Consider the following 22,996-nt stretch of genomic DNA (forward strand, 5'->3'; position numbering starts at 1 on the left):
GTCCTCCTCTGGTCGACCGTTGATTCGCTCTCCACAGTGGCCCGCTGCCGTACCCTGGTGCCATGTCCTTGAGGCCATACAGCCCACAGATTCAGACATGACGTATCGGATGTATCGGACGCATCGGGTCGCGTTTCTGGTGTTCGACGGGGTGACCCTGCTTGACGTCAGCGGTCCCCTGGAGGTGCTGCACCAGGCGGGACGGCCCGCTCACCCCTACACGCCGGTCCTGGTCTCCCCGGCAGGGGGCGATGTCACAACGTCCTCGGGACTGGTGCTCGCGGCGACCACGGCGGCGGCCGACGCCGGACCGGTCGACACGCTCGTGGTCGCCGGGGCCGACCGGCTGGCCGAGGAGTCACTGGCCAAGGAGCCGATGGGCGGGGACCTGCTGGCGGCAGCCGCCGTCCTCGCGGAGCGGGCGCCCCGGGTCGCGTCGGTGTGTGCCGGCGCGTTCGTCCTCGCCGAGCTGGGACTGCTCGACGGGCGCCGGGCGACCACGCACTGGCGGCACGCCAAGACGCTCGCCCGCCGCTATCCCCGTATCCAGGTCGAGCCGGACGCCCTGCACATCCGGGACGGCCGATATCTCACCTCCGCGGGCATCAGCGCGGGCATCGATCTCGCCCTCGCGCTGGTGGAGGACGACCACGGGGCGGAAGCGGCCCGCGACGCCGCCCGCGAACTGGTCGTCTTCATGCAGCGACCGGGCGGGCAGTCGCAGTTCTCGACGGCACTGGTGACTCCGCCGGCCCGTAACGGCCTGATGCGTGAGCTGACCGCGTCCGTGCTCGCCGACCCGGCCGCCGATCACAGCCTGCCCGCGATGGCCGCGTCCGCCGCCGTCAGCACCCGGCACCTGACCCGGCTCTTCCAGACCGAACTCGATACGACTCCCGCCCGGTGGGTGGAGCGGGTCCGTCTCGACCGCGCTCAGCAACTGCTCCTCGACGGGCACAGCGTCACCTCGGCGGCGCAGCACAGCGGGCTCGGCAGCGACGAGACCCTCCGCCGCGCCTTCGCCCGCCATCTGGGCACCACGCCGACCGAGTACCGCCGACGCTTCACCACCACACGCGCCGGACACCACAGCACCGGACACCACAGCTGACGGTCTGTCACCCACCCGGCCGCGCATTCCGGGCCGCCCACCCCGGGGCGTGATCGTCTGAATGCGTGCCCGACCTGCTGCCCGAACCCGTCCGGCGTACCGCCGCCTGGTGTGTGGTGTTGCTGCTGATCAGCGGTGTCGGCGCCGTCGGGATCTGGCTGATCGTGACCTTCAAGACCGCTGTCACGCCGGTGCTGCTCGCGTTGCTCGGTACCGCGCTGCTCGGGCCCCTGTACCGGCGGCTCGTCGCGGCCAAGGTCAACGCGTCGCTGGCGGCGGGGCTGACCTGTGCGGCCGTCGTCGCCGTCGTCGGTGGGGCCGGGTACATCGTCGTCACCGCGCTGATCGACAGCGGGGACCAGATCGTGGCCTCGCTCAAGGACGCCGCGAAGTCGCTCGCCGCGCATTTCGGGGCGGCGGGGACCTCGCTCGACGACCTGGCGACCAATGCCAAGGATCTGATCGGCAAGTTCGGGTCGACCGCCGCGTCGGGGGTGATCAGTGGGATCAGTGTGGTCGGGGAGCTGATCGCCACGGGGGTGCTCGCGTTGCTGCTCGTCTTCTTCTTTCTACGGGATTCCGGGCGGGCCGTGTCGGCCCTGCACGCGATTGCTCCGCGGGGTAGCGGGGAGTCCCTGGAGGCCATGGGGCGGCGGGCCTTCGAGGCCGTCGAGGGGTTCATGCGCGGGACGACGGTGATCGCCTTCATCGACGCGGTCTGCATCACCGTGGGGTTGCTGGTGCTGCGCGTGCCGGGGGCCGTGGGGCTGGGGGCGCTCGTCTTCGTCGGGGCGTACATCCCCTATCTCGGGGCCTTCATCTCCGGTGCCGTCGCCGTGCTCGTCGCGCTCGCCGACCGGGGGTTCGTGATCGCCCTGTGGGCCCTCGGCGTCGTCCTCGCCGTCCAGCTCCTGGAAGGGCACGTACTCCAGCCCATGATCCAAAGCCGCACCGTCCAAATACACCCCGCGGTAATCCTCCTGGCCATCACCGCCGGCGCCTCCGTCGCCGGCATCCTGGGCATGCTCCTCGCGGTACCGGTAACAGCAGCAGCGTTCGGGGTACTGACAGAGCTCCGCGCGCGCTATAGCCAGGGACCGTAACGTTGCGCAACCGTCTTGCGCAGTTCCCCGCGCCCCTGAGGGGGCGGGTCGGTTGCGGTTTGTTTTCGGGTGCGGGCCGGTGCGTGGCTGGTTGCGCAGTTCCCCGCGCCCCTGAGGGGGCGCATCGGTCGCGGGCCATTCCCGGCGCAGCCCGTGACTCAGGCTGGGGCCGCCGCCGTGGCGCGCAGCCACGACGGGGCCCACGCCAGTGGCACTCCCGGGTGTCGGGGCGGAGCCCTGACTTCTCTCCGCCGCCACGGCGCGCAGCCACGACGTTGAGTGTCCGGCGGAATGGGGCGACGGGGTCGCGTCCCTGGGTTTCAGGGCGCAGCCCTGGTTCCTGTCCGCCGTCACGGCGACGTGGGCCCGTCAGGGTCGGCTCCGCGGCAGCGGTACCCCGGGGGCACCGGGTGCCCGAGGCCCGGTCAGGCTGGGCGCCAGGCCACGGTGGGCGTTTCGCCGCGGATATTCCTACAGTGGGGCAATGCGCACCGAAGCCTCGTCCCTACCCCCGGTGGGCGAGGTGCTGTCCGCGCTCCGTACCGGAATGTGGCATTGGGACACGGCCGCCGGGACCGTCGCCCTCGACGCGGAGGCGGCCCGCCTCATCGGGCTGCCCGCCAACGCCATCACCCTGACGGAGTCCGCCGTACGGGCCCGCTTCCACCCCGTCGACTGGAACGAGATCGACGGCATCGTGAGCCTCGCCGTCGCCGAGAAGACCCTCGCCGAGGCCCGGCTGCGCATCATGGACGAGCAGGGCCGGGTGATCCGCACCGTCCGCAGCCGTTCCAAGCCGACGTACCACCGCGAGAACGGCTCGTACGAGCTGATCGGCACGCTTCAGGAGGTCACCGAGCAGCCGCCGGGGGCCGCCGCCCGTTCCCCCGTCACCGGCGACTGGCGGCGTTCGCGCGAGGCGTTCCTGCTGGACGCCGGGCGGGCGCTCGCCGAGGCGCGGTCCACGGCCGAGGTGCTGCGGGTCGCGGCGGGGCTCTCGATGCCCGGGTTCTCGCCGGACGGCCTCGCCGTGTTCGGTGTCGAGGGCGACCATCTCACCGTCATCGGGCACCACGGGCACGCACCGGGCGAGGAGAGCCCGTTCATGGCGATGCCGCTGGACACCGACTACCCGGCCGCCGAGGTGTGCCGTACGGGACGGGCGGTGTATCTGTCGTCGCCGACCGCGTACCGCAACCGCTACTCGGCGGCCTGGCCGCTGGCGCAGCGGTTCGGGCGGCAGTCCTGGGCGTTCATCCCGCTGGTCGTGGCGGGCCGCACGATAGGCGCCTGGATGGCCGCCTTCGCCTACCGGGTCACCTTCACACCGGACGAGCGGTCCGTACTGACGACGGTGGCGCGGATGCTCGCGCAGGCGCTGTCGCGGGCGGTGGCCGCCGAGACCGAGCGGGAGCTGACGGACGGGCTGCAGCGCTCGATGCTGCCGACGCTCGCCCCGCAGATCCCGGGCATGAGCGTCGCCGCCCGCTATGTCCCCACCGGCGGCGGCCTTCAGGTCGGCGGTGACTGGTACGACATGATCCCGTTGCCGTCCGGCCGGATCGCGCTGGTCATCGGCGATGTCCAGGGGCACGACGTGCGGGCCGCCGGGCTGATGGGCCAGCTCCGGATCGCCCTGCGCGCGTACGCCTCCGAGGGGCACAGGCCGGACGCGGTCCTGTCCCGCGCGAGCCGCTTCCTGACCGGGGTCACGGACTCCATCCCGTACGAATCGGCCGGCCGTGCGCAGCGCGGCGAGTCCCCGACCGAACCGCGCTTCGCGACCTGCCTGTACGTGGAGGCGGACCCGCGCACCGGCGTCCTGGAGATCGCCCGCGCCGGACACCCCGATCCCGCGATACGGATGGACGACGGCACCGTACTGATGCGGCCCACGGCGGGCGGGCTGCCGCTGGGCATCGACCCGGACGCGGACTATCCGACGACCCGGATCGTCCTGGAGCGCGGCGAGACGATGCTGATCTGCACGGACGGTCTGATCGAGACGGGCGGGCACGATCTGGACACCGGCTGGTCCCGGATCCGTACGACGCTGGAGGCGCACCGCGGCGACAACCTGGAGGAACTGGCGGACTCGCTGGTCCAGGCCGTGCACGGACCGTCGTCCCACCACACCACGGGCCCGCTGGCCGACCGCCGCGAGGACGACATCGCGGTCCTGCTGCTGCGCCGCAGCGGCCGTCCGGCATCGGCCACGCCCGCCCGCCGTACGTTCTTCACGGTCGCCCAGGCCGAGCCGCACCGGATCGCCTCGGTCCGGCAGCAGCTCCGGGAGCTGCTGCACGACTGGTCGGACCCGGACCAGGTGGACTCGGCGGTCCTGATGGTCTCGGAGATGGCGACGAACGTCCTCGTCCACACCGACGGCGACGCCCTGATGGTCGCCGAGGTCGCCGGCGAACCCGGCCGCCGCACCCTCCGGGTCGAGGTCGCGGACGGCAGCGACGACCTGCCCCACAAGCGGGAGCCGGGCGAACTCGCCTCGTCGGGGCGCGGCCTGGTCCTGATGGAACTCCTCGCGGACGCGTGGGGCGTCGATCCGCGCGGCCAGGGCAAGAGCATCTGGTTCGAACAGTACGAGCGGTCCACCGAGCAGCCGGACTCGACGGAGGCGGAGACCGCCGAGCCGGAGACACCCGAACCGGAGGACGGTGGCGGCGACATCTGAGCGCGGGTAATTGCCGGAAAGGGATCTTGGGGCGGACGGTAACCTTGGTGGGTCTGGCCCACCGACCCGCGAAGACTGGATGAAACGACGATGCATCGGTACAGGTCCCATACCTGCGGAGAGCTGCGCGCCACTGACGTCGGCACCGACGTCCGGCTGAGCGGCTGGCTGCACAATCGCCGAGACCTGGGCGGCATCCTCTTCATCGATCTCCGCGACCACTACGGCATCACCCAGCTCGTCGCCCGCCCCGGCACGGCGGCGGCCGAGGCCCTCGACAAGCTGACCAAGGAGACGGTCGTCCGCGTCGACGGCAAGGTCGTCTCGCGCGGCGCGGAGAACGTCAACCCGGAGCTGCCCACCGGCGAGATCGAGATCGAGGCCGCCGAGGTCGAGGTCCTGGGCGCGGCCCAGCAGATCCCGTTCACGATCAACGCCGAGGACGGGGTCAACGAGGAGCGGCGCCTGGAGTACCGCTTCCTCGACCTGCGCCGCGAGCGCATGCACCGCAACATCATGCTGCGTACCGCCGTCATCTCGGCGATCCGGCACAAGATGACCGCGCTCGGGTTCAACGAGATGGCGACCCCGATCCTCACGGCGACCTCGCCGGAGGGCGCCCGTGACTTCGTGGTGCCCTCGCGCCTCAACCCGGGCAAGTTCTACGCGCTTCCGCAGGCCCCGCAGCAGTTCAAGCAGCTGCTGATGATCTCGGGCTTCGACCGGTACTTCCAGATCGCGCCGTGCTTCCGCGACGAGGACGCCCGCGCCGACCGCTCGCCCGGCGAGTTCTACCAGCTCGATGTGGAGATGTCCTTCGTCGAGCAGGAGGACGTGTTCCGGCCGATCGAGCGGCTGATGACGGAACTCTTCGAGGAGTTCGGCGGCGGCCGGCATGTCACCTCGCCGTTCCCGCGGATCCCGTTCCGTGAGGCGATGGCGAAGTACGGCTCGGACAAGCCGGATCTGCGGGCCCGGCTCGAACTGGTCGACATCACCGATGTGTTCGAGGGTTCGGAGTTCAAGGCGTTCGCGGGCAAGCACGTCCGCGCGCTGCCGGTGCCGGACGTGTCGGCGCGGCCCCGCAAGTTCTTCGACCAGCTCGGGGACTACGCGGTGGAGCAGGGCGCCAAGGGTCTGGCCTGGGTCCGGGTGGCCGAGGACGGCTCCCTGTCGGGCCCGATCGCGAAGTTCCTCACCGAGGAGAACGTCGCGGAACTGACGAAGCGGCTGTCTCTCGCCCCCGGTCACGCGGTGTTCTTCGGTGCCGGTGAGTACGACGAGGTCTCGAAGATCATGGGCGCGGTGCGGGTCGAGGCCGCGAAGCGCGCCGGGCACTTCGACGAGGGCGTCTTCCGGTTCTGCTGGATCGTGGACTTCCCGATGTATGAGCGGGACGAGGAGACCGGGAAGATCGACTTCTCGCACAACCCGTTCTCGATGCCCCAGGGCGGCATGGCCGACCTGGAGGAGAAGGACCCGCTCGACATTCTGGCCTGGCAGTACGACATCGTGTGCAACGGCACGGAGCTGTCGTCGGGCGCCATCCGGAACCACGAGCCGGACATCATGCTCAAGGCGTTCGAGATCGCGGGCTACGACCGGGAGACCGTCGAGGCCGAGTTCGCAGGCATGCTCCGCGCCTTCCGCTTCGGCGCCCCGCCGCACGGCGGTATCGCCCCCGGCGTGGACCGCATCGTCATGCTCCTCGCCGACGAGCCCAACATCCGCGAAACAATCGCCTTCCCCCTGAACGGCAACGCCCAGGACCTGATGATGGGCGCCCCGACAGAACTGGACGAGTCCCGCCTCCGAGAACTCAACATCTCGGTCGTGAAACCCCAGCCGAAGTAACCCACACGAATGAAGGGCCCGGGATCAGAAGATCCCGGGCCCTTTGCCGTGCCTAGGCTCCGGGGTCACCGAGCCCCTGAAGGACTGGATGCGTCGACGGTATGACGAAGATGAACGCGCTGGTCGAGATGTGGCGTGAGCTGGATGTGCCGGATGGTCTGCACGTCGAACTGCTCGACGGGGAACTGGTCGTGCGGCCCAACCCCGGGCACCTCCACGACCTTCCCGGGCGGAGTTTTGTGCGGCATACCCCGGAGCCTTTCGAGGCGTGGTCCGAGCGGGGGCTGCTGGTGGCCGATGACTACCGGCCGCGTGCCGATGCCGTCGTCATTCGGGCCGAGGACCGGCCGGGTGACGAGGCGGGCGCCGACTGGCCCGCGCAGATCGTGCTCGCCGTGGTGGAGACCGTGTCGACCACCCGTACCGCGATCAAGCGTGACTTGGAGGACAAGCGCGAGCGCTACGCGGGCGTCGGCATCCCCGTGTACCTGATCGTCGATCCGAACGACGCGACCTGGCACGTACTGGAACTCGACGGACGCCACTACATCGAGACCGGCAAGGGCATCTTCGGCCAGGACATCACGCTGCCGGAACCGCTGGGCTTCACCGTACGGACCACGTCCTGGCATCCGTACGGCTGACGTACCCCCGGCCCCGGTCTACGCCTCCGCGCCGAACCGCTCCCGATACGTCTCCAGGTCCTCTTCCGTGATCTTGGCGAAGAGGACCGGGGGGACCGTGAACGGGGTGCCCGGGGGGAGGGTGGTCAGGGTGGTGGCCTCGGCCGGGGTCGCCCAGGTCGCCGTGTCGTCGGGCAGCGCGAACGCGTTCCGCATCGCCCTCGCCGAGGCGGGGATGAACGGCTCCGAGACGATCGCGTAGAGGTGGATCAGGTTCATCGCCGTGCGGAGGGTCAGGGCCGCGCCGTCCGGGTTGGTCTTGATCTCCAGCCAGGGGGCCTTCTCCTCCAGATAGGAGTTGCCCGCCGACCACAGCGCCCGCAGGGCCGCCGCCGCCTTGCGGAACTGAAGGGCCTCCATGTGCTCCTCGTACTCGGCGAGGAGGCGGGAGATCTCCACGCCCAGCTTCGCCTCCGGCTCGCCCGGCTCCGCGCCCGCCGGTACCTCCTCGCCGAACCGCTTCTTCGAGAAGGACAGGACACGGTTGACGAAGTTGCCGAGGGTGTCCGCCAGGTCCTTGTTCACCGTGGCCGCGAAGTGCTCCCAGGTGAACGACGAGTCGTCGGACTCGGGAGCGTTGGCGATCAGGAAGTACCGCCAGTAGTCCGCGGGCAGCAGGGCGAGCGCCGCGTCCGTGAACACGCCCCGCTTCTGCGAGGTGGAGAACTTACCGCCGTAGTACGTCAGCCAGTTGAACGCCTTGACGTAGTCGACCTTCTTCCACGGCTCCCGCACACCCAGCTCGGTCGCCGGGAACATCACCGTGTGGAACGGGACGTTGTCCTTGGCCATGAACTCGGTGTACCGGACGGTGTCGTCGGCCTCGTACCACCACGACTTCCAGTCACGGACCTCGCCCGCGGGCGCCGCGTCGGCCCACTCCTTCGTCGCGCCGATGTACTCGATCGGGGCGTCGAACCACACATAGAAGACCTTGCCCTCGGCCGCCAGCTCCGGCCAGGTGTCCGCCGGGACCGGCACGCCCCAGTCCAGGTCACGCGTGATCGCACGGTCGTGCAGGCCCTCGGTCAGCCACTTGCGGGCGATCGACGACGCGAGCTGCGGCCACTCGCCGCCGACCTCGTCGATCCACGCCTCGACCTCGCCCTGAAGCTTCGACTGGAGCAGGAACAGATGCTTGGTCTCGCGGACCTCCAGATCCGTGGAACCGGAGATCGCGCTGCGCGGGTTGATCAGATCCGTCGGGTCCAGCACCCGCGTGCAGTTCTCGCACTGGTCGCCCCGCGCCTTGTCGTACCCGCAGTGCGGACACGTGCCCTCGACATAGCGGTCCGGCAGGAACCGCTCGTCGGCCGGCGAGTACACCTGGCGGATCGACCGCTCCTCGATGAACCCGTTCTCATTGAGGCGGCGGGCGAAGTGCTGGGTGATGTCCCGGTTCTCCGGGGACGAGCTGCGGCCGAAGTAGTCGAAGGCCAGCTCGAAGCCGTCGTACACCGCCTTCTGCGCGTCGTGCGCCTGCGCGCAGAACGTGTCCACCGGCAGACCGTGTTCCTTCGCGGCCAGCTCGGCGGGCGTGCCGTGCTCGTCGGTGGCGCAGATGTAGAGGACGTCGTGACCGCGCTGGCGCAGGTACCGCGAGTACACGTCCGCCGGAAGCATGGACCCCACCATGTTGCCCAGGTGCTTGATCCCGTTGATATACGGAAGGGCGCTGGTGATGAGGTGTCGAGCCATCGCGGGCTGCTCCCAAGTCGCTACGTGTCGTCGCGTCTCTCGCGCGGACGGAATCCTCACAGCGTATCCGACAGGGCGGGGCGCCCCGCGCGGCAATTTCCGCCCGGGACGCCCCGTGGGACCAGGTGTACGAGTGGCCGTACGAGGTCAGCTTTCGCGTGCCGCGAGCCACTCCGGGAAGGCCCCGAGCAGGCCCTCGTACAGCTCGGCGTCGGTCAGCTCGCGGGGGGTCGGGCCCGCGTGGAAGAAGGCGGCGTTCTCCGCCTTGAGCTTACGGAGATAGTCGAAGCCCTTGGCCTCGTGCTCACCGAACGCGACGAACTGGAAGAAGATCGGGTGCGAGGTCGCGTCCGCGAGGGCCTGGGTGGCGGCGCCCTTGACGTCCGGCGGCCCATCGGTCTGGAACACGACGAGGACGGGCTCCTCGCTACCCGCCTTCTCGTACTGGGCGACGACCTCCTCCACGGCGCGGTGGTAGCCGGTACGGCCCATGTGTCCGAGGGACGCGTGCAGCTCGTCGACGCGGTCCTCGTAGCTGTCGAGGGTCAGCTCGCCGGTGCCGTCGATGTCGGTCGAGAAGAACACGACGGGCACGGTGGCGGTGGGGTCGGTGTGCGCGGCGAGCGCCAGCACCTGCTCCCCGAGACTCTGCGCGGACCCGTCCTTGTAATACGGCCGCATCGACCCGGACCGATCCAACACAAGCATGATCCGCACCCGAGCCCCACCGAGCCCCCGCGCGACCAACACATCACCAGCAGCGTCATACCCCCCAGCCAGCCCAGCCCCAACGACGACAGCGGGAACAGAGGGGGCGGAGGGGACAGCGACGACGGGTTCGGGTTCGGGGTCAGGCTCGGCGACGACGACGGGCTCAGGCTCAGGCTCCGCCACGACGACGGGCTCGGCCTCAACGACGGCAATGGGCTCGGGCTCGACTACCGCGACCGGCTCGGGCTCCACGACGGGCTCAGCCTCAACGACGGCGACGGGCTCGGGCTCAGCCTCGGCTACCGCGACAGGCTCGGGCTCCACGACGGGCTCAGCCTCGGCCACCGCGACCGGCTCGGGCTCCACGACGGCAACGGGTTCGGGCTCGGGCTCGGCGACGGGCGCAACCTCAGCCTCCGATTCCCGTTGTGGGCGATTGTCCCGCTCGGCGGGACGGGCGGGCACAACCGCAGGTTCCGGGTCCTCCGAAGCAGGGGCAACCGACTCACCCACAGTGTCATCCGCCGGCTGCGACGGCCTAGGTACAGACACGTTGTCGAACGCCGCCGACACCAACTCCTCCACCACCGAGGGCTGCGCCGGCACGGAACCGCCCCCCGCAGGGGCAACGCTGTCGCCGGCGGATGTCGGTGCCGGCACCGACACCGACACCTCACCAGGGTCAGCCTCCTGCACAGGCTCCCGCTTACGCGACCGCCCCAACACATCCCGCAGTCGACTCAGAATGCCCATGTGCGCGACCCTTCGCGTGAGTTGATTCCGTCAATCCCTGGCCAGGACGGACACGTAAGGTTAGCCGCCCCCCTACGCGATCTTGGGGAGGGTCAACAAACCCCCCCGCCGAACCTCCCGGCGAACCCCTCGGCATCATCTCCCCACCCCGTCCGCCACGGGTTCACCCTCAGTTCATCTCACAGCCCTCCCCCTGCGGCCCCACCCTCGTACGGTCGCGCCGAACTCAAGTAAAGGGGAGGAAAAGAGATGCGCAAAACGCTGCCGCTGATCAGCTCGCACCAAGGCAGCCGGTCCGCCATGACCTGCCGGTTCCGCTGCGGTGACGCCTGCTTCCACGAGGTGCCGAACAAGAGCGCCAACGAGTACGTCGGCGATGTCATCGCCGGTGCCCTGAGCCGCCGTTCCATGATGCGGGCCGCCGCCGTCGTCACCGTGACCGCGACGGCGGGTGGCGCGCTCATCGGAACCGGCAGCCAGACCGCCGCCGCGGCCCCGGGCGCCCCCGCCGCCCCCGCCCCGGCCGACTCGCTGAAGCACGGACGCGGAAAGGCGGCGCGCGGCCTTCGCTTCACGCCGGTCGAGCCCAACAAGAACGACGCCGTCACCATCTCGGAGGGCCACGAGCAGAACGTCGTCATCCGCTGGGGTGACCCCATTCTGCGCGGCGCCCCGGCCTTCGACCCGGAGAAGCAGACGGCCAAGGCGCAGGCGGGCCAGTTCGGTTACAACAACGACTTCCTGAGCCTGCTCCCGCTGCCCGGCGAGCGCGGCCGTCAGGTGCTCGTGGCCAACCACGAGTACACCGACGAGATCCTGATGTTCCGCGGCTACGACGCCGCGAACCCGACCCGCGAGCAGGTCGAGATCGCCTGGGCCGCGCACGGTCTGTCCGTCGTGGTCGTCGAGGAGGACCGCCGCAGCGGCAAGCTGACCGCGGTGCCGCGCCACCACCTCAACCGCCGCCTCACCGTGACCAGCGAGTTCGAGCTGACCGGCCCGGCCGCGGGCAGCGCCCTGCTCCGTACGAAGGCTGACCCGCGCGGCACCACCGTGCTCGGCACCCTCAACAACTGCGCCGGCGGCGAGACCCCCTGGGGCACGACGCTGCACGGCGAGGAGAACTTCAACCAGTACTTCGCGAACGTCGAGAAGGTCACCGACCCGGTCGCGCTCGCCCGCCTCAAGCGGTACGGCGTGACGGCCGGCGCGTCCGAGCGGAAGTGGGAGCGGTTCGACGAGCGCTTCGACGTCACCAAGGAGCCCAACGAGGTCCACCGCCACGGCTGGGTCGTCGAACTCGACCCGTACGACCCGGAGTCGACCCCGCGCAAGCGGACCGCGCTGGGCCGCTTCAAGCACGAGGCCGCGCAGCCCCGCCTCACCGACGACGGCCGTCCCGTCGTCTACATGGGCGACGACGAGCGCTTCGACTACTTCTACAAGTTCGTCTCGTCCAAGCGCCGGATGCGCGGCAACAGCCGTGCCGCGTACGCGCACAACCTGACGCTCCTGGACGAGGGCACCCTGTACGTCGCCAAGCTCACGGGTGACTCGCCCTCCGAGCAGATCGACGGCACCGGCAAGCTGCCCGCCGACGGCGAGTTCGACGGCAGCGGTGTCTGGATACCGCTCGCCACGGCGGGCCCGCGCGGGCACGCCGAGTCGCACGTCACGGGCATGACCGCCGAGGAGGTCTACGTCTTCACGCGGCAGGCCGCCGACCTGGTGGGCGCCACCAAGATGGACCGCCCCGAGGACATCGAGCCGTCGCCGCAGTCCGGCAAGGTGTACATCGCGCTGACGAACAACAGCGACCGCGGCAAGGCCGGCAAGGCCCCGGCGGACGAGGCGAACCCGCGCAACCTCAACAAGCACGGGCAGATCCTGGAGCTGACGGAGAACCGCAACCGTCCCGAGTCGACCGGCTTCGCCTGGAACCTGTTCCTGGTCTGCGGCGACCCGAACGACCCGGCGACCTACTTCGCGGGCTTCCCGAAGGACCAGGTCTCGCCGATCTCCTGCCCGGACAATGTCGCCTTCGACCCGCACGGCAACCTGTGGATCTCGACGGACGGCAACGCGCTCGGCACCCACGACGGGCTGTTCGGCGTGGCCACCCGGGGCGAACGGCGCGGTGAGCTGAAGCAGTTCCTCACCATGCCGAACGGCGCGGAGACCTGCGGCCCGATCATCCAGGACCGCCGTGTCCTGGTCGCCGTGCAGCACCCGGGCGAGATCGACGGCGCGTCGGTCGAGAAGCCCGCCAGCACCTGGCCGGACGGCCCCGGCGGTATCGTCCGCCCGTCGGTCGTGTCGGTCTGGCGCACGGACGGCTGCGACATCGGCGTGTGACGGTACATATGTCCGCATATATGTGCGTACATATGTGCGTGTGAACCAAGGGACGCCCTCCGGTCCAGGGAGGGCGTCCCTTGCCCTTCCGGGACTTCCGGGGCTTCCGAAGCCTCACGCCGGATCGCGAGTCAGTGCCCCCAACTCATCGAACCGCACAGCCCCGTTCAGCCACTCCCGGTACTCGGGAGCCTCCCGCGCGACCTCCCAGTACGCCTCCTCCAGATCCCCGAACACCTCGTCCAGCTCCGCCTCCGTACGGGCCGCGAGGAGCAGGCGGACGCCGAGCGGGTCGCCGGCCAGCGGGCGGACCGCCGTGTCGGGGCGTGGCCGGGCCGTGGGCTGGCAGACCGTGACGGCCTCGCCCGTCGCGACCAGCGAGTACGCGGTGAGGTAGTCGCCGCGCAGCACCCGGGGGCTGATGCCCGCCGCGCGCAGCACCCGGCACACCGCGTCCCACTCGCCGTCCACCGTCGGGTCGACCATCCACCGGTCGCCCGCGAGGTCGGCCAGGGACACCGCGGGGCGGGCCGTCGCCGGATGGTCGGCGGACAGGGACACGAACTGCGGTTCGCGGTCCATCAGCACCCGGCGGCAGACCCCGGCGGGGAACCGCAGCGGGCAGCCCTCGACCTCGTGCACGAACGCCACGTCGATCTGTCCGGCGGCGACCATCCCGAGGAGCGCGTTCGCGGAGACGTTCATCTGGAGCGACGGTTCGGTGCGGGGGCGGCGTACCCGTAGCCTGCGCAGCCAGCCCGGGATGGCGCGGCTCGCCGTCGACCCGATGAGCAGATGGGTGCCGTCGGCGGCGCGGGCGGCGGCGGCCCGGGTCTCGGTGACCAGGTCCCGCATCTCGGCGATCAGCGGCCGGGCCCGGCCGAGCAGCGCGCTGCCGAGCGGTGTGGGCCGGCAGCCGCCCTGCCCTCGGGTGAACAGCTCGCCGCCCAGGGCGTGTTCGATACGTCGTAACTGAGTGCTCAACGTGGGCTGGGCGACGCCGAGTTCACGGGCCGCCTTGTGCAGACTGCCGCTGTCGGCGATGGCGCACAGTGCGCGAAGATGCCGCACCTCTAGGTCCATGGCAGATGAGCGTAGAACCGCTCATGGCACCGGCACCAGATGCCCAAATCCCCATGGAACGGCACGAGTTGACGGGTGATAGCCCAGGGCTATCCCCACTTGCCATCATCCGGCGCGGCGTCTGTTCCCTGACACTCCCTTTACCGAACGTTCTACCCCCACCATGAACCAGTAGGAGCCCCCCATCATGAAGCCCCCCACACGCTTCCTGTCCGCGGCGCTCGGTCTCGGTCTCGCCGGCGCGCTCGGCGCCGCGGTTCCGGCGTCCGCCGCTCCCACCGCCACCGACACGGCCCCGGCGAGTTCGGCCGCCTCGATCGCGCGGTACGAGGGTTCGGCCCAGGACAAGGCGGCCACCCAGGCGTTCTTCGACGCGGTCGTGAAGTCGGTCGCCGAGCAGCGCGCCGCCAACCCGGGCGCCGCGGCCGTCACCGTCGTCTACAGCACGGCGAACGCGCCGTCGTTCCGCTCGCAGATATCCAGCTCCACCTCGATCTGGAACAGCTCCGTGTCCAACGTCCGCCTCCAGGAGGGCTCGAACTTCAACTTCCAGTACTACGAGGGCAACGACTCGCGCGGTTCGTACGCGTCGACCGACGGGCACGGCCGTGGCTACATCTTCCTCGACTACCGGCAGAACCAGCAGTACAACTCCACCCGCGTGACCGCCCACGAGACCGGGCACGTCCTCGGTCTGCCGGACCACTACACCGGTCCGTGCAGCGAGCTGATGTCCGGCGGCGGCCCCGGCACGTCCTGCACGAACGCGTACCCGAACGCCGCGGAGCGCTCCCGCGTCAACCAGCTCTGGGCGAACGGTCTCGCGAAGGCCCTGGCACAGGTGAACAAGACGGACACCCTGGCCAAGACCGGCTGATCCACAACTGAGCTACGACTGATCCGCAACTGATCCGCGACTGAACTGCTCAGGGGCGGGGGTCTTCCCTGACACTCCCCGCGTCCCCTGCCCCACCCCCCACCGGTGCGGGCCGCCCCTCTCGCCGGGCGGCCCGCACCGTCATCGGTGGAGGGTCAGCTCGGTGAGGACGGCCCGATGGTCCGTGCCGTCGAGGTCGAGGAAACGGGTCTTGTGAGCGGTGAAATGGGAGGAAACGAGGACGTGGTCGATCTGGGCGCCGAAGATTCCCGCGGTGCGGGACGGCCAGGTCGGGGTGCGGGGGGACCCGGTGAGGCGGGCGCTGTCGCGTAGGCCCGTGTCGAGGATGCGGCGGAACGCGGCGTGGTCCTGGGTGGCGTTGAAGTCACCGGCGACGATGGTCGGTACGTCGGGTTCGGCGGCGGCGAAGTCGCGGAGCGCGCCGAGTTCGTGGCGCCAGACGCCGAGCTGGTCCGGCAGCGGCGGCATCGGATGGGCGAGCTGGAGCCGGATCCGTTGCCCCTTCACCTCGGTGACGGCGCCGGGCATCCCGAGCGTGCCGGGCACGCCTCGGGTAGCGGTGAACGGGGTGCGGCCGAGGATGACGGACCCGTCGGAACCGTACTTCTCGACGGCGCTGCGGTACGGGTAGTCGTCCGCGAGGCCCTTCAGCGCCTCGGTGCAGCGCTGTTCGCACTCCGGTACGAAGACGAGGTCGGGGCGTTCCCTGCGCACGGCGGTGACGAGGGCGTCGGATGCCTGCCCGAGCAGCACGTTGGCGGTGAGCACCCGCAGCTCGGCGAGCGGGGCACCCTTCGGTTCCGTGGTCTTGCCGTAGGGCTCCATGTACCAGGCGACGACGGCGAGCACGGCGACACCCCAGACGAGTCCGGTACGCCAGCGGGTGAGCAGGGCGAGGAGCAGCGCGAGTCCGGTCGGCGCGAGAAGCCAGGGCAGGAACGCGAGGGCTTGCGGTACGGGGGTGACGCCATCGACATCGGCGACCCGGCACCCGACGACGACGCTGACGCCCAGGAGCAGTACCCCGGCGAACCAGGCCCCGGGCCCACCTCGCCGCCGCCGTTCCCTGCCGGCGGTCTCACCCGACTCCCCGACCCACACATCCGTGGCACTCCCCAAGATCACCCTCTCCCTCACCGGATTCTCTCTCAAGGACGGGGGGAGAGGGCGAGAGGGTTGCGCTAACCGGCCTGTGGGTGGGAGTTCCGGTTCAGGCTCGGACCTGGGGGCGGGGGGTCTGTTGGGTGGGTTCCGGGTCTGGGGGGTCTTGGGGGGACGCGGCTGCTCGGCGGCGGAGGAGGAAGGTCGTGAGCCAGGTGGCCGCCGCCACCGTCACCCCCAGGCCGATGATGATCCACGCGGCGGTTCGCAAGGAGTCGGTCAAGGCGTCGTACACGGCCCCGGCGGCGTCGCGGGACACGTCGGGTGGGAGGTCGTCGAGGGTGAGGCCCCGGCCGACCACGATGGCCACGGCCAGCAGACCGGCGCTGAGCGCCATGCCCAGTGCCGTCATCGCCACGGCATGCCGCCGCCGTAGCGCTACGAGGATCCCGCCGACGGCGAGCAGGACGGACGCGACGGGCAGCCAGAGACCCGCGATCTGGAACATATGGAACCCTTTCCGTAGATTCTCGGGGTCACGGGCCTGAAGCACGGTCACCTCGGTGTGCTCGACCGGAATCCGGCCGGCGAACGACGCGCCGTCTTCCACGAGCTGCTGCTTGAGCTGCTCGGTGATCGGCGCCAGATCGATGCTGACCTCGCGACTGCTGCCGGAGCGGAGGGCCCGCATCACGGCATCGTGGGCAGCCCGGTTCGCGGCGCTCCACGCGACGCGGAACGCCTCGGTTCCGGTGAAGGACCCGACCGCCTCGCGGACGAATCCCCGTACCCGGTCCTGGAGCGGACCGACCCGGACCTCCTGCATGATCCCGTCGGTCACGGCGTCGGCGATGGCGTCCCGCACGGCGGGGTCACCGGCGAGCGGGGCCATCGTCGCGACGTACGCGTCGGTGTCGCCGATCTCGTACGTCGTCCAGGCCGACAGCGTGCCCAGCGGCACAAGCGCGCACGCGGCGACGATCAGCCACGCCGACACGACGTTCCGCACGCGCGCGGACACGGCACCGGGCGCGCGGAGGGACACGTGCGGTGGCACGCGCCGGAATCCGCTGGGAGACACACTTCGGGACACAGTTCTCACGCAAAGCCCCGGCCGCGTGGAACGCGACCGGGGCGCCTGCATACGGCCCTGCGGAACACCCCCCTCGGGGGATCTACCGCCGGGCTCCCGTGGTTACTTGCGGTTGTAGAGCCGCATCGTCACCGGGCCGAACACCGCGATCAGAACCGCCGCCCACCCCAGCGTCCACGCGACCGACGAACCCGCGCCCGAGCCGTCCATCAGACCGCGCACGCCGGAGGCGACATGCGTCACGGGGTTGTTGTTGACGAACGCCTGGAGCCAGCCCGGCATCGTCTCCGGCTTGACGAAGATGTCGCTCAGGAACGTGAGCGGGAAGATCACCATCATGCTGACCCCCATCACCGACTTCTCGGTACGCAGCAGCAGCCCGAACATCGTCCACACCCACGAGAAGGCGAAGGCGAACACCAGCAAAAGCGCGACCCCGGCGACGACCCCGACGAAGCCGCCGGCCGGGCGGAAGCCCATGATCAGGCCGACGCCGATCATCACGATCGAAGCGATGGTGTAGCGGAGGCCGTCGCCGAGCAGATAGCCGACCATCACGGCGGGCCGCCAGATCGGCAGCGTACGGAACCGGTCGAAGACGCCTTTGTCGATGTCGGTGTTGACCGAGACACCCGTATACATCGTGATCATGACGACGGACATCACCAGGATGCCCGGCAGCAAGTACTGGATGTACTCGCTCGGCGACCCGGCGAGCGCGCCCCCGAACAGGTACGTGTACATCAGCACCATCATGATCGGGAACGCCGTCACGTCGAACAACTGTTCCGGTACGTGCTTGATCTTCAGGATCGCCCGCCAGCCGAAGGTCAGCGAGGCCGACACCGGGCCCGGACGCGGCGGGCGCTCCCGTGCGATGAGCAGTTCAGCGAGCGTCTCCGTGCTGACCGGCGCCAGATCCTGGGCCTCGGTGGTGGTCGCGGTGCTCATGCTGCTGCCTCTTTCTCGGTGCCGGTACGGGAGTCGGTACCGGTCGCGGCGTCGGTCCCGGTCCCGTCGGTCTCGGTGCCGGGCTCCGTGGCCGGGCGGTCGGTGAGGGCGAGGAACACCTCGTCCAGGCTGGGCTGCCCCAGCGAGAAGTTGTCCACGGTGATCCCGGCGCGGGCCAGCTCCGCGAGCGCGCGCGACGCCCGCTCCGCCGCGCCCCGGCCGTTCTCCGAGCCCTGGCCGACCCGGGCCGTCAGCGCCACCGGGTCCGGCTCCAACGTGACCTGGGTGTCGAGCGTGAGCCGCAGCAGTTCCTGCGCCTCGGGCCGCCGGTCCGCGTCCCGCAGCCGTACATGCACCGCACCCGCGCCGACCGACGCCTTCAGCTCGCCCTTGGTGCCCTCGGCGATCACCCGGCCCTTGTCGATCACGGCGATACGGGACGCCAACTGATCGGCCTCGTCCAGGTACTGCGTGGTCAGCAGCACGGTGGTGCCCTGCGAGACGACCGCGCGCACGATGTCCCAGACCTGGTTACGGCTGCGCGGGTCGAGGCCCGTCGTGGGCTCGTCCAGAAAGAGCAGGTCAGGGGTGTTGAGGATGGACGCGGCGATGTCGATACGGCGCCGCATGCCGCCCGAGTAGTTCTTCACCTGCCGCCCGGCCGCCTCGGCCAGGCCGAACGCGGTGAGCAACTGCTCCGCCCGCCCGTACGCCGCCTTCTTGGCGTGGCCCGTCAGCCGGGCGAGCAGCACCAGGTTCTCGACGCCGGTCAGGTCCTCGTCCACGGACGCGTACTGCCCGGTCAGGCTGACCCTGCTGCGGACCGCGTCGGCCTCGCGGACCACATCGTGCCCGAAGACCCGCGCCTCGCCGCCGTCGGGGCGCAGCAGGGTCGCGAGCATCTTGACGGTGGTGGTCTTTCCGGCGCCGTTGGGCCCCAGTACGCCGTAGACCGTGCCGGCCGGGACGGTGAGGTCGACACCGTCGACCGCGCGGTTGTCCCCGAACGTCTTCACCAGGCCGGCCGTCTCGATGGCCGGCCCGGACGAATGCCCCGCCGACCGCTCCGTGACGCCGCCCGGGTCTCCTGTGCCGCTGCTCATGTCCGCCCCATCCCCGCTCTTCGTTCCCGTGCCGTCGTATGCCTGTTCGGCCTTGTCTGGATAGGAGACCTCGGGACGGCCGGAAACTCATCGGGCCATGGTCGGATTTCTTTTCCTTCTTTTGACTTGCGCACCGGGAACGGAGATCACGGTCACTGCCGGACGGTCACTTCTCCGTCGTATAGAAGCGGTAGAACGTCGCAAGGCCGACCCACACCGCGACCGCGAGCGCCATCCCCACGGACCGCAGGATCGAAGCGTCGGTGAGGCTGTAGAGATAGCCGAACGTGATCCCGGCGAAGGCGGCCCAGGCGGCGGCCCGCAACTCCCGGGGCAGCCGGTGACTCACCCGGTGCAGCGCGAAGCAGAGGACGCCCACGATGACGCCGGTGACGACGCCGAACAGGACGTCCCAGCCGGTGATGCCGTGGCCGATACTGTTGCGGCGGATCTCGGCCGCCCACAGGCCGTAGACGACGGCCAGCACGGCGGGCAGCCAGACACCGGGGGAACGGAAGTCGATGGACCGGGCGCGCCCCGGCCGACGTGAGGGTTCGATCGCGGGTGCCGCATGAGCCATGACGGCGCTCCTCTCTCCTGGTCCCCGATGCCGTGAGGGCCCTGTCGTGAGGCCCTGTCGTGAGGGCCCCGTTCCAGAGCACACCCGGGGGACCCGCCGGGCAAGTGGGGCGGCCGGGAAAAATCCCGGGAAAATCTCCAGTGAATCCGGCGGCGCCCCAGGTGGGGACATGGGAGTACGGTCAGTGCAGGAATGAGAGATGCGTGGGCCACCCCCGCGTGCTTCGCTGGACGCGATCACCGGTGGGAGCCCGGAGCGAAGGAGCAAACGTCATGAAGACAGTCGTGTTCCTCCGGACCGCGACAGCGCGCTGACGGCCGGTCCCATGGGTTCCTCACCCGCACCGCAGCTCGACACGCTGGGACAGGACGTGGACGCCCCGCCCCGGCAGAGCATGCTGCGGATCGGCGCCCGGAGCGTGGCGTGGCTGCCCCCGCTGCTGCTGCTGATGGTGATCGCCGTCATCGACGTGAACACGTCGCGCGAGTTCCGCGTCATCTCCTGGATCGTCGTCGTCCCGGGCATAGCCGCCGCGCTCTGCGGGGTGTGGACGACGGCCGCGTTCTCCGTGCTGTCCATCGCGACGTACGCGAGTGTCGACCAGGCGTGGCCCGACCAGTTCCAGACCGGCCTGCCCGACTTCATCCTGGTCGCCGTGGGCGGGGTCCTCGCGGTCGGCGCGTGCTGGATCCGGGTGCGGGGCGAGGGGCGGTGGCTGCACATGCGGGACATCGCCGAGACCACCCGGCGCACGGTCCTTCGCCCGCTGCCACCCCGCTGGGGCGGCCTCGATCACGCGGCCGTCTATCTCGCGGCCGACAGCGTGGCGAGGGTCGGCGGCGACTTCTACGACATCCAGCCGAGCCGGTTCGGGACCCGGGTGCTGCTCGGTGACGTCCAGGGCAAGGGGCTCGGCGCGGTGGACGCGGCGGCGATGCTGCTCAGCTCGTTCCGCGAGTCCGGCTATCACACCGAGGATCTGAAGCTGGTCGCGGAACGCCTGGAGATAGGGATGCGGCGCCACCGTTTCTACCGGGTGCAGGTGGGCCGCGACGACGGGGACCGGTTCGCGACGGCCGTCCTCATCGGTTTCCCGCCGCCGGACGGTGACGCCGGGCATGTCCAGGTCGTCAACTTCGGGCATCAGCCACCGCTGATCGTCGGGCGCGGCGGTGTACGGGAACTGCCGCCCGGGGACGGGCTGCCGCTGGGCCTCGGCGATCTCACGGACCGGCCGCCGCTGGTGCAGCGGGTGACGCTCGCCGACGACGAGACGTTGCTCCTGGTCACCGACGGGGTGACCGAGGCCCGGGACACGCACGGCATGTTCTTCCCGCTCAACGCGACGGTGGCCGAGGCGGTACGGACCGACCCGGACGCCGCCCTGCCCGAACACCTGGTCCGGCTGGTCCGCGACGCGACCCTCGAACACTGCAACGGGCACCTCGCGGACGACACGACGGTGTTCGCGGTACGGAATGTGGACGGGGCGGTGTCGGCGAGCGCGACGTTCCTGTGAGGGGACGTTCCTGTGAGGGGACCGTCGACGGGGGTCGGCCAGGACCGGGGCTACCGGGGCTACCGGGGCTACGGGGGCTACCAACCGGTGAGCAGCAGATGGTTCACCAGCAGGGCCAGGACCGCCTGCGCCGCGAGCCACCCGCGCCGTGTCCGCGCGGGCAGCAGCGCGGTGGCGGCGAGCAGCCACACGGTGAACGGCAGCCAGATCCGCTCGGTCTCGGCCTTGCTCATCCCGGACACGTCGGCCGCGAGCAGCGCCACGGCGACGACGGCGAGGAGCCCGATCAGCCGGTCCGGGGTCCGGTCCCGGCCCCGTCGGAGCCGTGCCACCGTCGGCGGGGTCCGGGCGCCCGCCCGCCGCAGCCCGGCGACCGTCGCGAGGCCGACCGCGAACACCTGGCAGGCCAGGTTCGCCCAGATCCAGTAGGACTGGGGCCGGATGCCGCCGACGCCCTCGTGGTAGCGGTCGACGAGGAGGCGGTACGCCTCCCACCAGTCGAAGCCGGCGAGGGTGAAGGCGACGGTGACCAGGGCCGTCCCGAGGAGCAGCCAGGGCACGGGCCGCAGCGTACGGGTCAGCGCCAGGACCGCCGCCAGGATCACCACGAACAGGATCAGCCCGTACGAGAGGTACGCGGAGAGCCCGAACAGGAGACCCGCTCCGAACGCCGCCGCCCAGGGTGCCCGTACCCGGCGGGTCGCGGCGAGCGTGAGGAGGGCCACGGACCAGGCCGCGACGCCCGTGAAGCACCCGTCGGCGGAGACGCCGACCCATACGGCGAGGGGTGCGAGGGCCAGGAAGGGGGCGGCGCGGCGGGCGGTCGCCTCGCCGGCGAGGGCCCGTACCGTGACGAGGACCGCGAGGACCGCCGACGTACCGGTCGTGATCACCCAGGCCGCCGCCCAGCCGCCGCCCCCGAGGCCGACGCGGTCCAGGCCGACGAAGGTGAGGATCGCGGCGGGCGGATGTCCGGCGACATGGGTGGGCCAGTGGTCGGGCGAGCCGCTGAGGATGTGGTGCGTGAAGTCGCGGAGGGTGGCGCCGATGTCGTGGAAGCGGTCGATGGTGGGCAGGTACTCGTCGTGCTTGGCGAGTCGGCCCGCGACGCCCCGCTGCCAGCCGTCGACCAGGGCCAGCGACCACGTCCACGCCATTGCCGTCGCCCAGGCCAGCCCGAGCAGCGCCCGCCACGGCAGCCGTGCCGCCAGCCCGGGACCGTACGCGACGGTGGCGGCGGCGACGGCGAGGGCGGCGGGGGTGCCGGGACCGACATGCGGATCCCACCGCGCGAAGAGGGGCGGCCAGGCGACGAAGAGGGTGCCGTGGTCACGCTCGATGGCGACGCCCACGACGATGGCGCCGACGACAAGCACCACGGCGGCACCGACCGCGACGAGATCCCACCGGGTCCCGTCCTCACGTACGCGGGTGCCGGTGCCGTGCTGTGTGGTCGCACCCAAATCAGAAGTCACAGGGGAACGCTAGGCGCGCAGCACCCGATTCGACCGCTTCCCCGCCCCCACGTCACGGAACGGTCAGATTCCGCACCGGCGGGCGACTGGTCGGCGTTCGGTCTACGCCTTGGGTTCACCCTCGCCGAGGGCGGCGTTCCTGCCCCCGGCCTCAGGGGGCGATCTTGTCCGGGCGAACAGACAATGAGCGCGAGGAATCCTGTCACGGCTGTGGCGGGATGTGTTGTGTGGTTCTG

Annotated in this window: 17 protein-coding genes; 8 read left to right on the forward strand and 9 right to left on the reverse strand. The window is 70.6% G+C overall.

What is annotated here, in order from left to right; genetic code table 11:
* Positions 1-97 precede the first annotated feature (97 nt).
* From ACFVT5_RS28045 to ACFVT5_RS28065, 5 genes are all read left to right on the forward strand, one after another.
* Positions 98-1,111 carry a GlxA family transcriptional regulator gene (locus tag ACFVT5_RS28045; RefSeq protein WP_389893696.1) on the forward strand — a complete coding sequence of 338 codons (1,014 nt, stop codon included), beginning with the start codon at positions 98-100 and terminating at the stop codon, positions 1,109-1,111.
* Between the two features lie 65 nt (positions 1,112-1,176).
* Positions 1,177-2,214 carry an AI-2E family transporter gene (locus tag ACFVT5_RS28050; RefSeq protein ID WP_389893698.1) on the forward strand — a complete coding sequence of 346 codons (1,038 nt, stop codon included), beginning with the start codon at positions 1,177-1,179 and terminating at the stop codon, positions 2,212-2,214.
* 484 nt (positions 2,215-2,698) lie between these two features.
* Positions 2,699-4,903 carry a SpoIIE family protein phosphatase gene (locus ACFVT5_RS28055; protein ID WP_389893700.1) on the forward strand — a complete coding sequence of 735 codons (2,205 nt, stop codon included), beginning with the start codon at positions 2,699-2,701 and terminating at the stop codon, positions 4,901-4,903.
* Positions 4,904-4,993: 90 nt separating this feature from the next.
* Positions 4,994-6,757, forward strand: a complete 1,764-nt coding sequence (aspS, locus tag ACFVT5_RS28060; RefSeq protein ID WP_389893702.1) for an aspartate--tRNA ligase — start codon at positions 4,994-4,996, stop codon at positions 6,755-6,757.
* Between the two features lie 101 nt (positions 6,758-6,858).
* On the forward strand, positions 6,859-7,401 hold the full coding sequence (locus ACFVT5_RS28065) for a Uma2 family endonuclease (RefSeq protein ID WP_389893704.1): 543 nt from the start codon (positions 6,859-6,861) through the stop codon (positions 7,399-7,401).
* Between the two features lie 18 nt (positions 7,402-7,419).
* Here the strand turns inward: ACFVT5_RS28065 and metG are convergent, their stop codons facing one another.
* Both metG and ACFVT5_RS28075 read right to left on the reverse strand, forming a co-directional pair.
* On the reverse strand, positions 7,420-9,138 hold the full coding sequence (gene metG, locus ACFVT5_RS28070; protein WP_389893706.1) for a methionine--tRNA ligase: 1,719 nt from the start codon (positions 9,136-9,138) through the stop codon (positions 7,420-7,422).
* Positions 9,139-9,285: 147 nt separating this feature from the next.
* On the reverse strand, positions 9,286-9,846 hold the full coding sequence (locus ACFVT5_RS28075; RefSeq protein ID WP_389893708.1) for a VWA domain-containing protein: 561 nt from the start codon (positions 9,844-9,846) through the stop codon (positions 9,286-9,288).
* Between the two features lie 1,005 nt (positions 9,847-10,851).
* On the opposite strand from ACFVT5_RS28075, the gene ACFVT5_RS28080 reads away from it, so the two are divergent.
* Positions 10,852-12,957: a PhoX family protein gene (locus tag ACFVT5_RS28080; RefSeq protein ID WP_389893710.1), complete on the forward strand. Its 2,106-nt coding sequence runs from the start codon at positions 10,852-10,854 to the stop codon at positions 12,955-12,957.
* A 114-nt stretch (positions 12,958-13,071) separates the two neighbouring features.
* On the opposite strand, the gene ACFVT5_RS28085 is transcribed toward ACFVT5_RS28080, so the two are convergent.
* The gene (locus tag ACFVT5_RS28085; RefSeq protein ID WP_389893712.1) at positions 13,072-14,040 is read right to left on the reverse strand and encodes a LysR family transcriptional regulator; all 969 of its coding nucleotides are present in this window, start codon (positions 14,038-14,040) and stop codon (positions 13,072-13,074) included.
* Between the two features lie 187 nt (positions 14,041-14,227).
* Here ACFVT5_RS28085 and snpA point away from each other — a divergent pair, with 187 nt between their 5' ends.
* Entirely contained in the window at positions 14,228-14,917 is a 690-nt protein-coding gene (gene snpA, locus ACFVT5_RS28090; protein ID WP_389893714.1) for a snapalysin, read from the forward strand.
* A gap of 141 nt (positions 14,918-15,058) precedes the next feature.
* Here snpA and ACFVT5_RS28095 read toward each other — a convergent pair whose 3' ends face one another.
* The 5 genes from ACFVT5_RS28095 to ACFVT5_RS28115 form a co-directional block, all read right to left on the reverse strand.
* Positions 15,059-16,057: an endonuclease/exonuclease/phosphatase family protein gene (locus ACFVT5_RS28095; protein WP_389893716.1), complete on the reverse strand. Its 999-nt coding sequence runs from the start codon at positions 16,055-16,057 to the stop codon at positions 15,059-15,061.
* A gap of 91 nt (positions 16,058-16,148) precedes the next feature.
* The gene (locus tag ACFVT5_RS28100) at positions 16,149-17,096 is read right to left on the reverse strand and encodes a hypothetical protein (RefSeq protein ID WP_389893718.1); all 948 of its coding nucleotides are present in this window, start codon (positions 17,094-17,096) and stop codon (positions 16,149-16,151) included.
* Positions 17,097-17,234: 138 nt separating this feature from the next.
* A complete protein-coding gene (locus ACFVT5_RS28105) occupies positions 17,235-18,083 on the reverse strand; it encodes an ABC transporter permease (RefSeq protein ID WP_389893720.1) in 849 nt (282 codons plus the stop codon).
* Positions 18,080-19,186 carry an ATP-binding cassette domain-containing protein gene (locus tag ACFVT5_RS28110; RefSeq protein WP_389893722.1) on the reverse strand — a complete coding sequence of 369 codons (1,107 nt, stop codon included), beginning with the start codon at positions 19,184-19,186 and terminating at the stop codon, positions 18,080-18,082. The genes ACFVT5_RS28105 and ACFVT5_RS28110 overlap by 4 nt, the downstream gene beginning before the upstream one ends.
* A gap of 166 nt (positions 19,187-19,352) precedes the next feature.
* Entirely contained in the window at positions 19,353-19,766 is a 414-nt protein-coding gene (locus ACFVT5_RS28115) for a hypothetical protein (protein WP_389893724.1), read from the reverse strand.
* 325 nt (positions 19,767-20,091) lie between these two features.
* Between ACFVT5_RS28115 and ACFVT5_RS28120 the strand changes: the two genes are divergently transcribed.
* The gene (locus ACFVT5_RS28120; RefSeq protein WP_389893726.1) at positions 20,092-21,285 is read left to right on the forward strand and encodes a PP2C family protein-serine/threonine phosphatase; all 1,194 of its coding nucleotides are present in this window, start codon (positions 20,092-20,094) and stop codon (positions 21,283-21,285) included.
* Between the two features lie 77 nt (positions 21,286-21,362).
* On the opposite strand, the gene ACFVT5_RS28125 is transcribed toward ACFVT5_RS28120, so the two are convergent.
* The gene (locus ACFVT5_RS28125) at positions 21,363-22,748 is read right to left on the reverse strand and encodes a hypothetical protein (RefSeq protein WP_389893899.1); all 1,386 of its coding nucleotides are present in this window, start codon (positions 22,746-22,748) and stop codon (positions 21,363-21,365) included.
* Positions 22,749-22,996: the final 248 nt, after the last annotated feature.

Origin of the sequence: Streptomyces sp. NPDC058001 (genome assembly GCF_042886315.1) — a bacterium.
GTDB lineage: Bacteria > Actinomycetota > Actinomycetes > Streptomycetales > Streptomycetaceae > Streptomyces.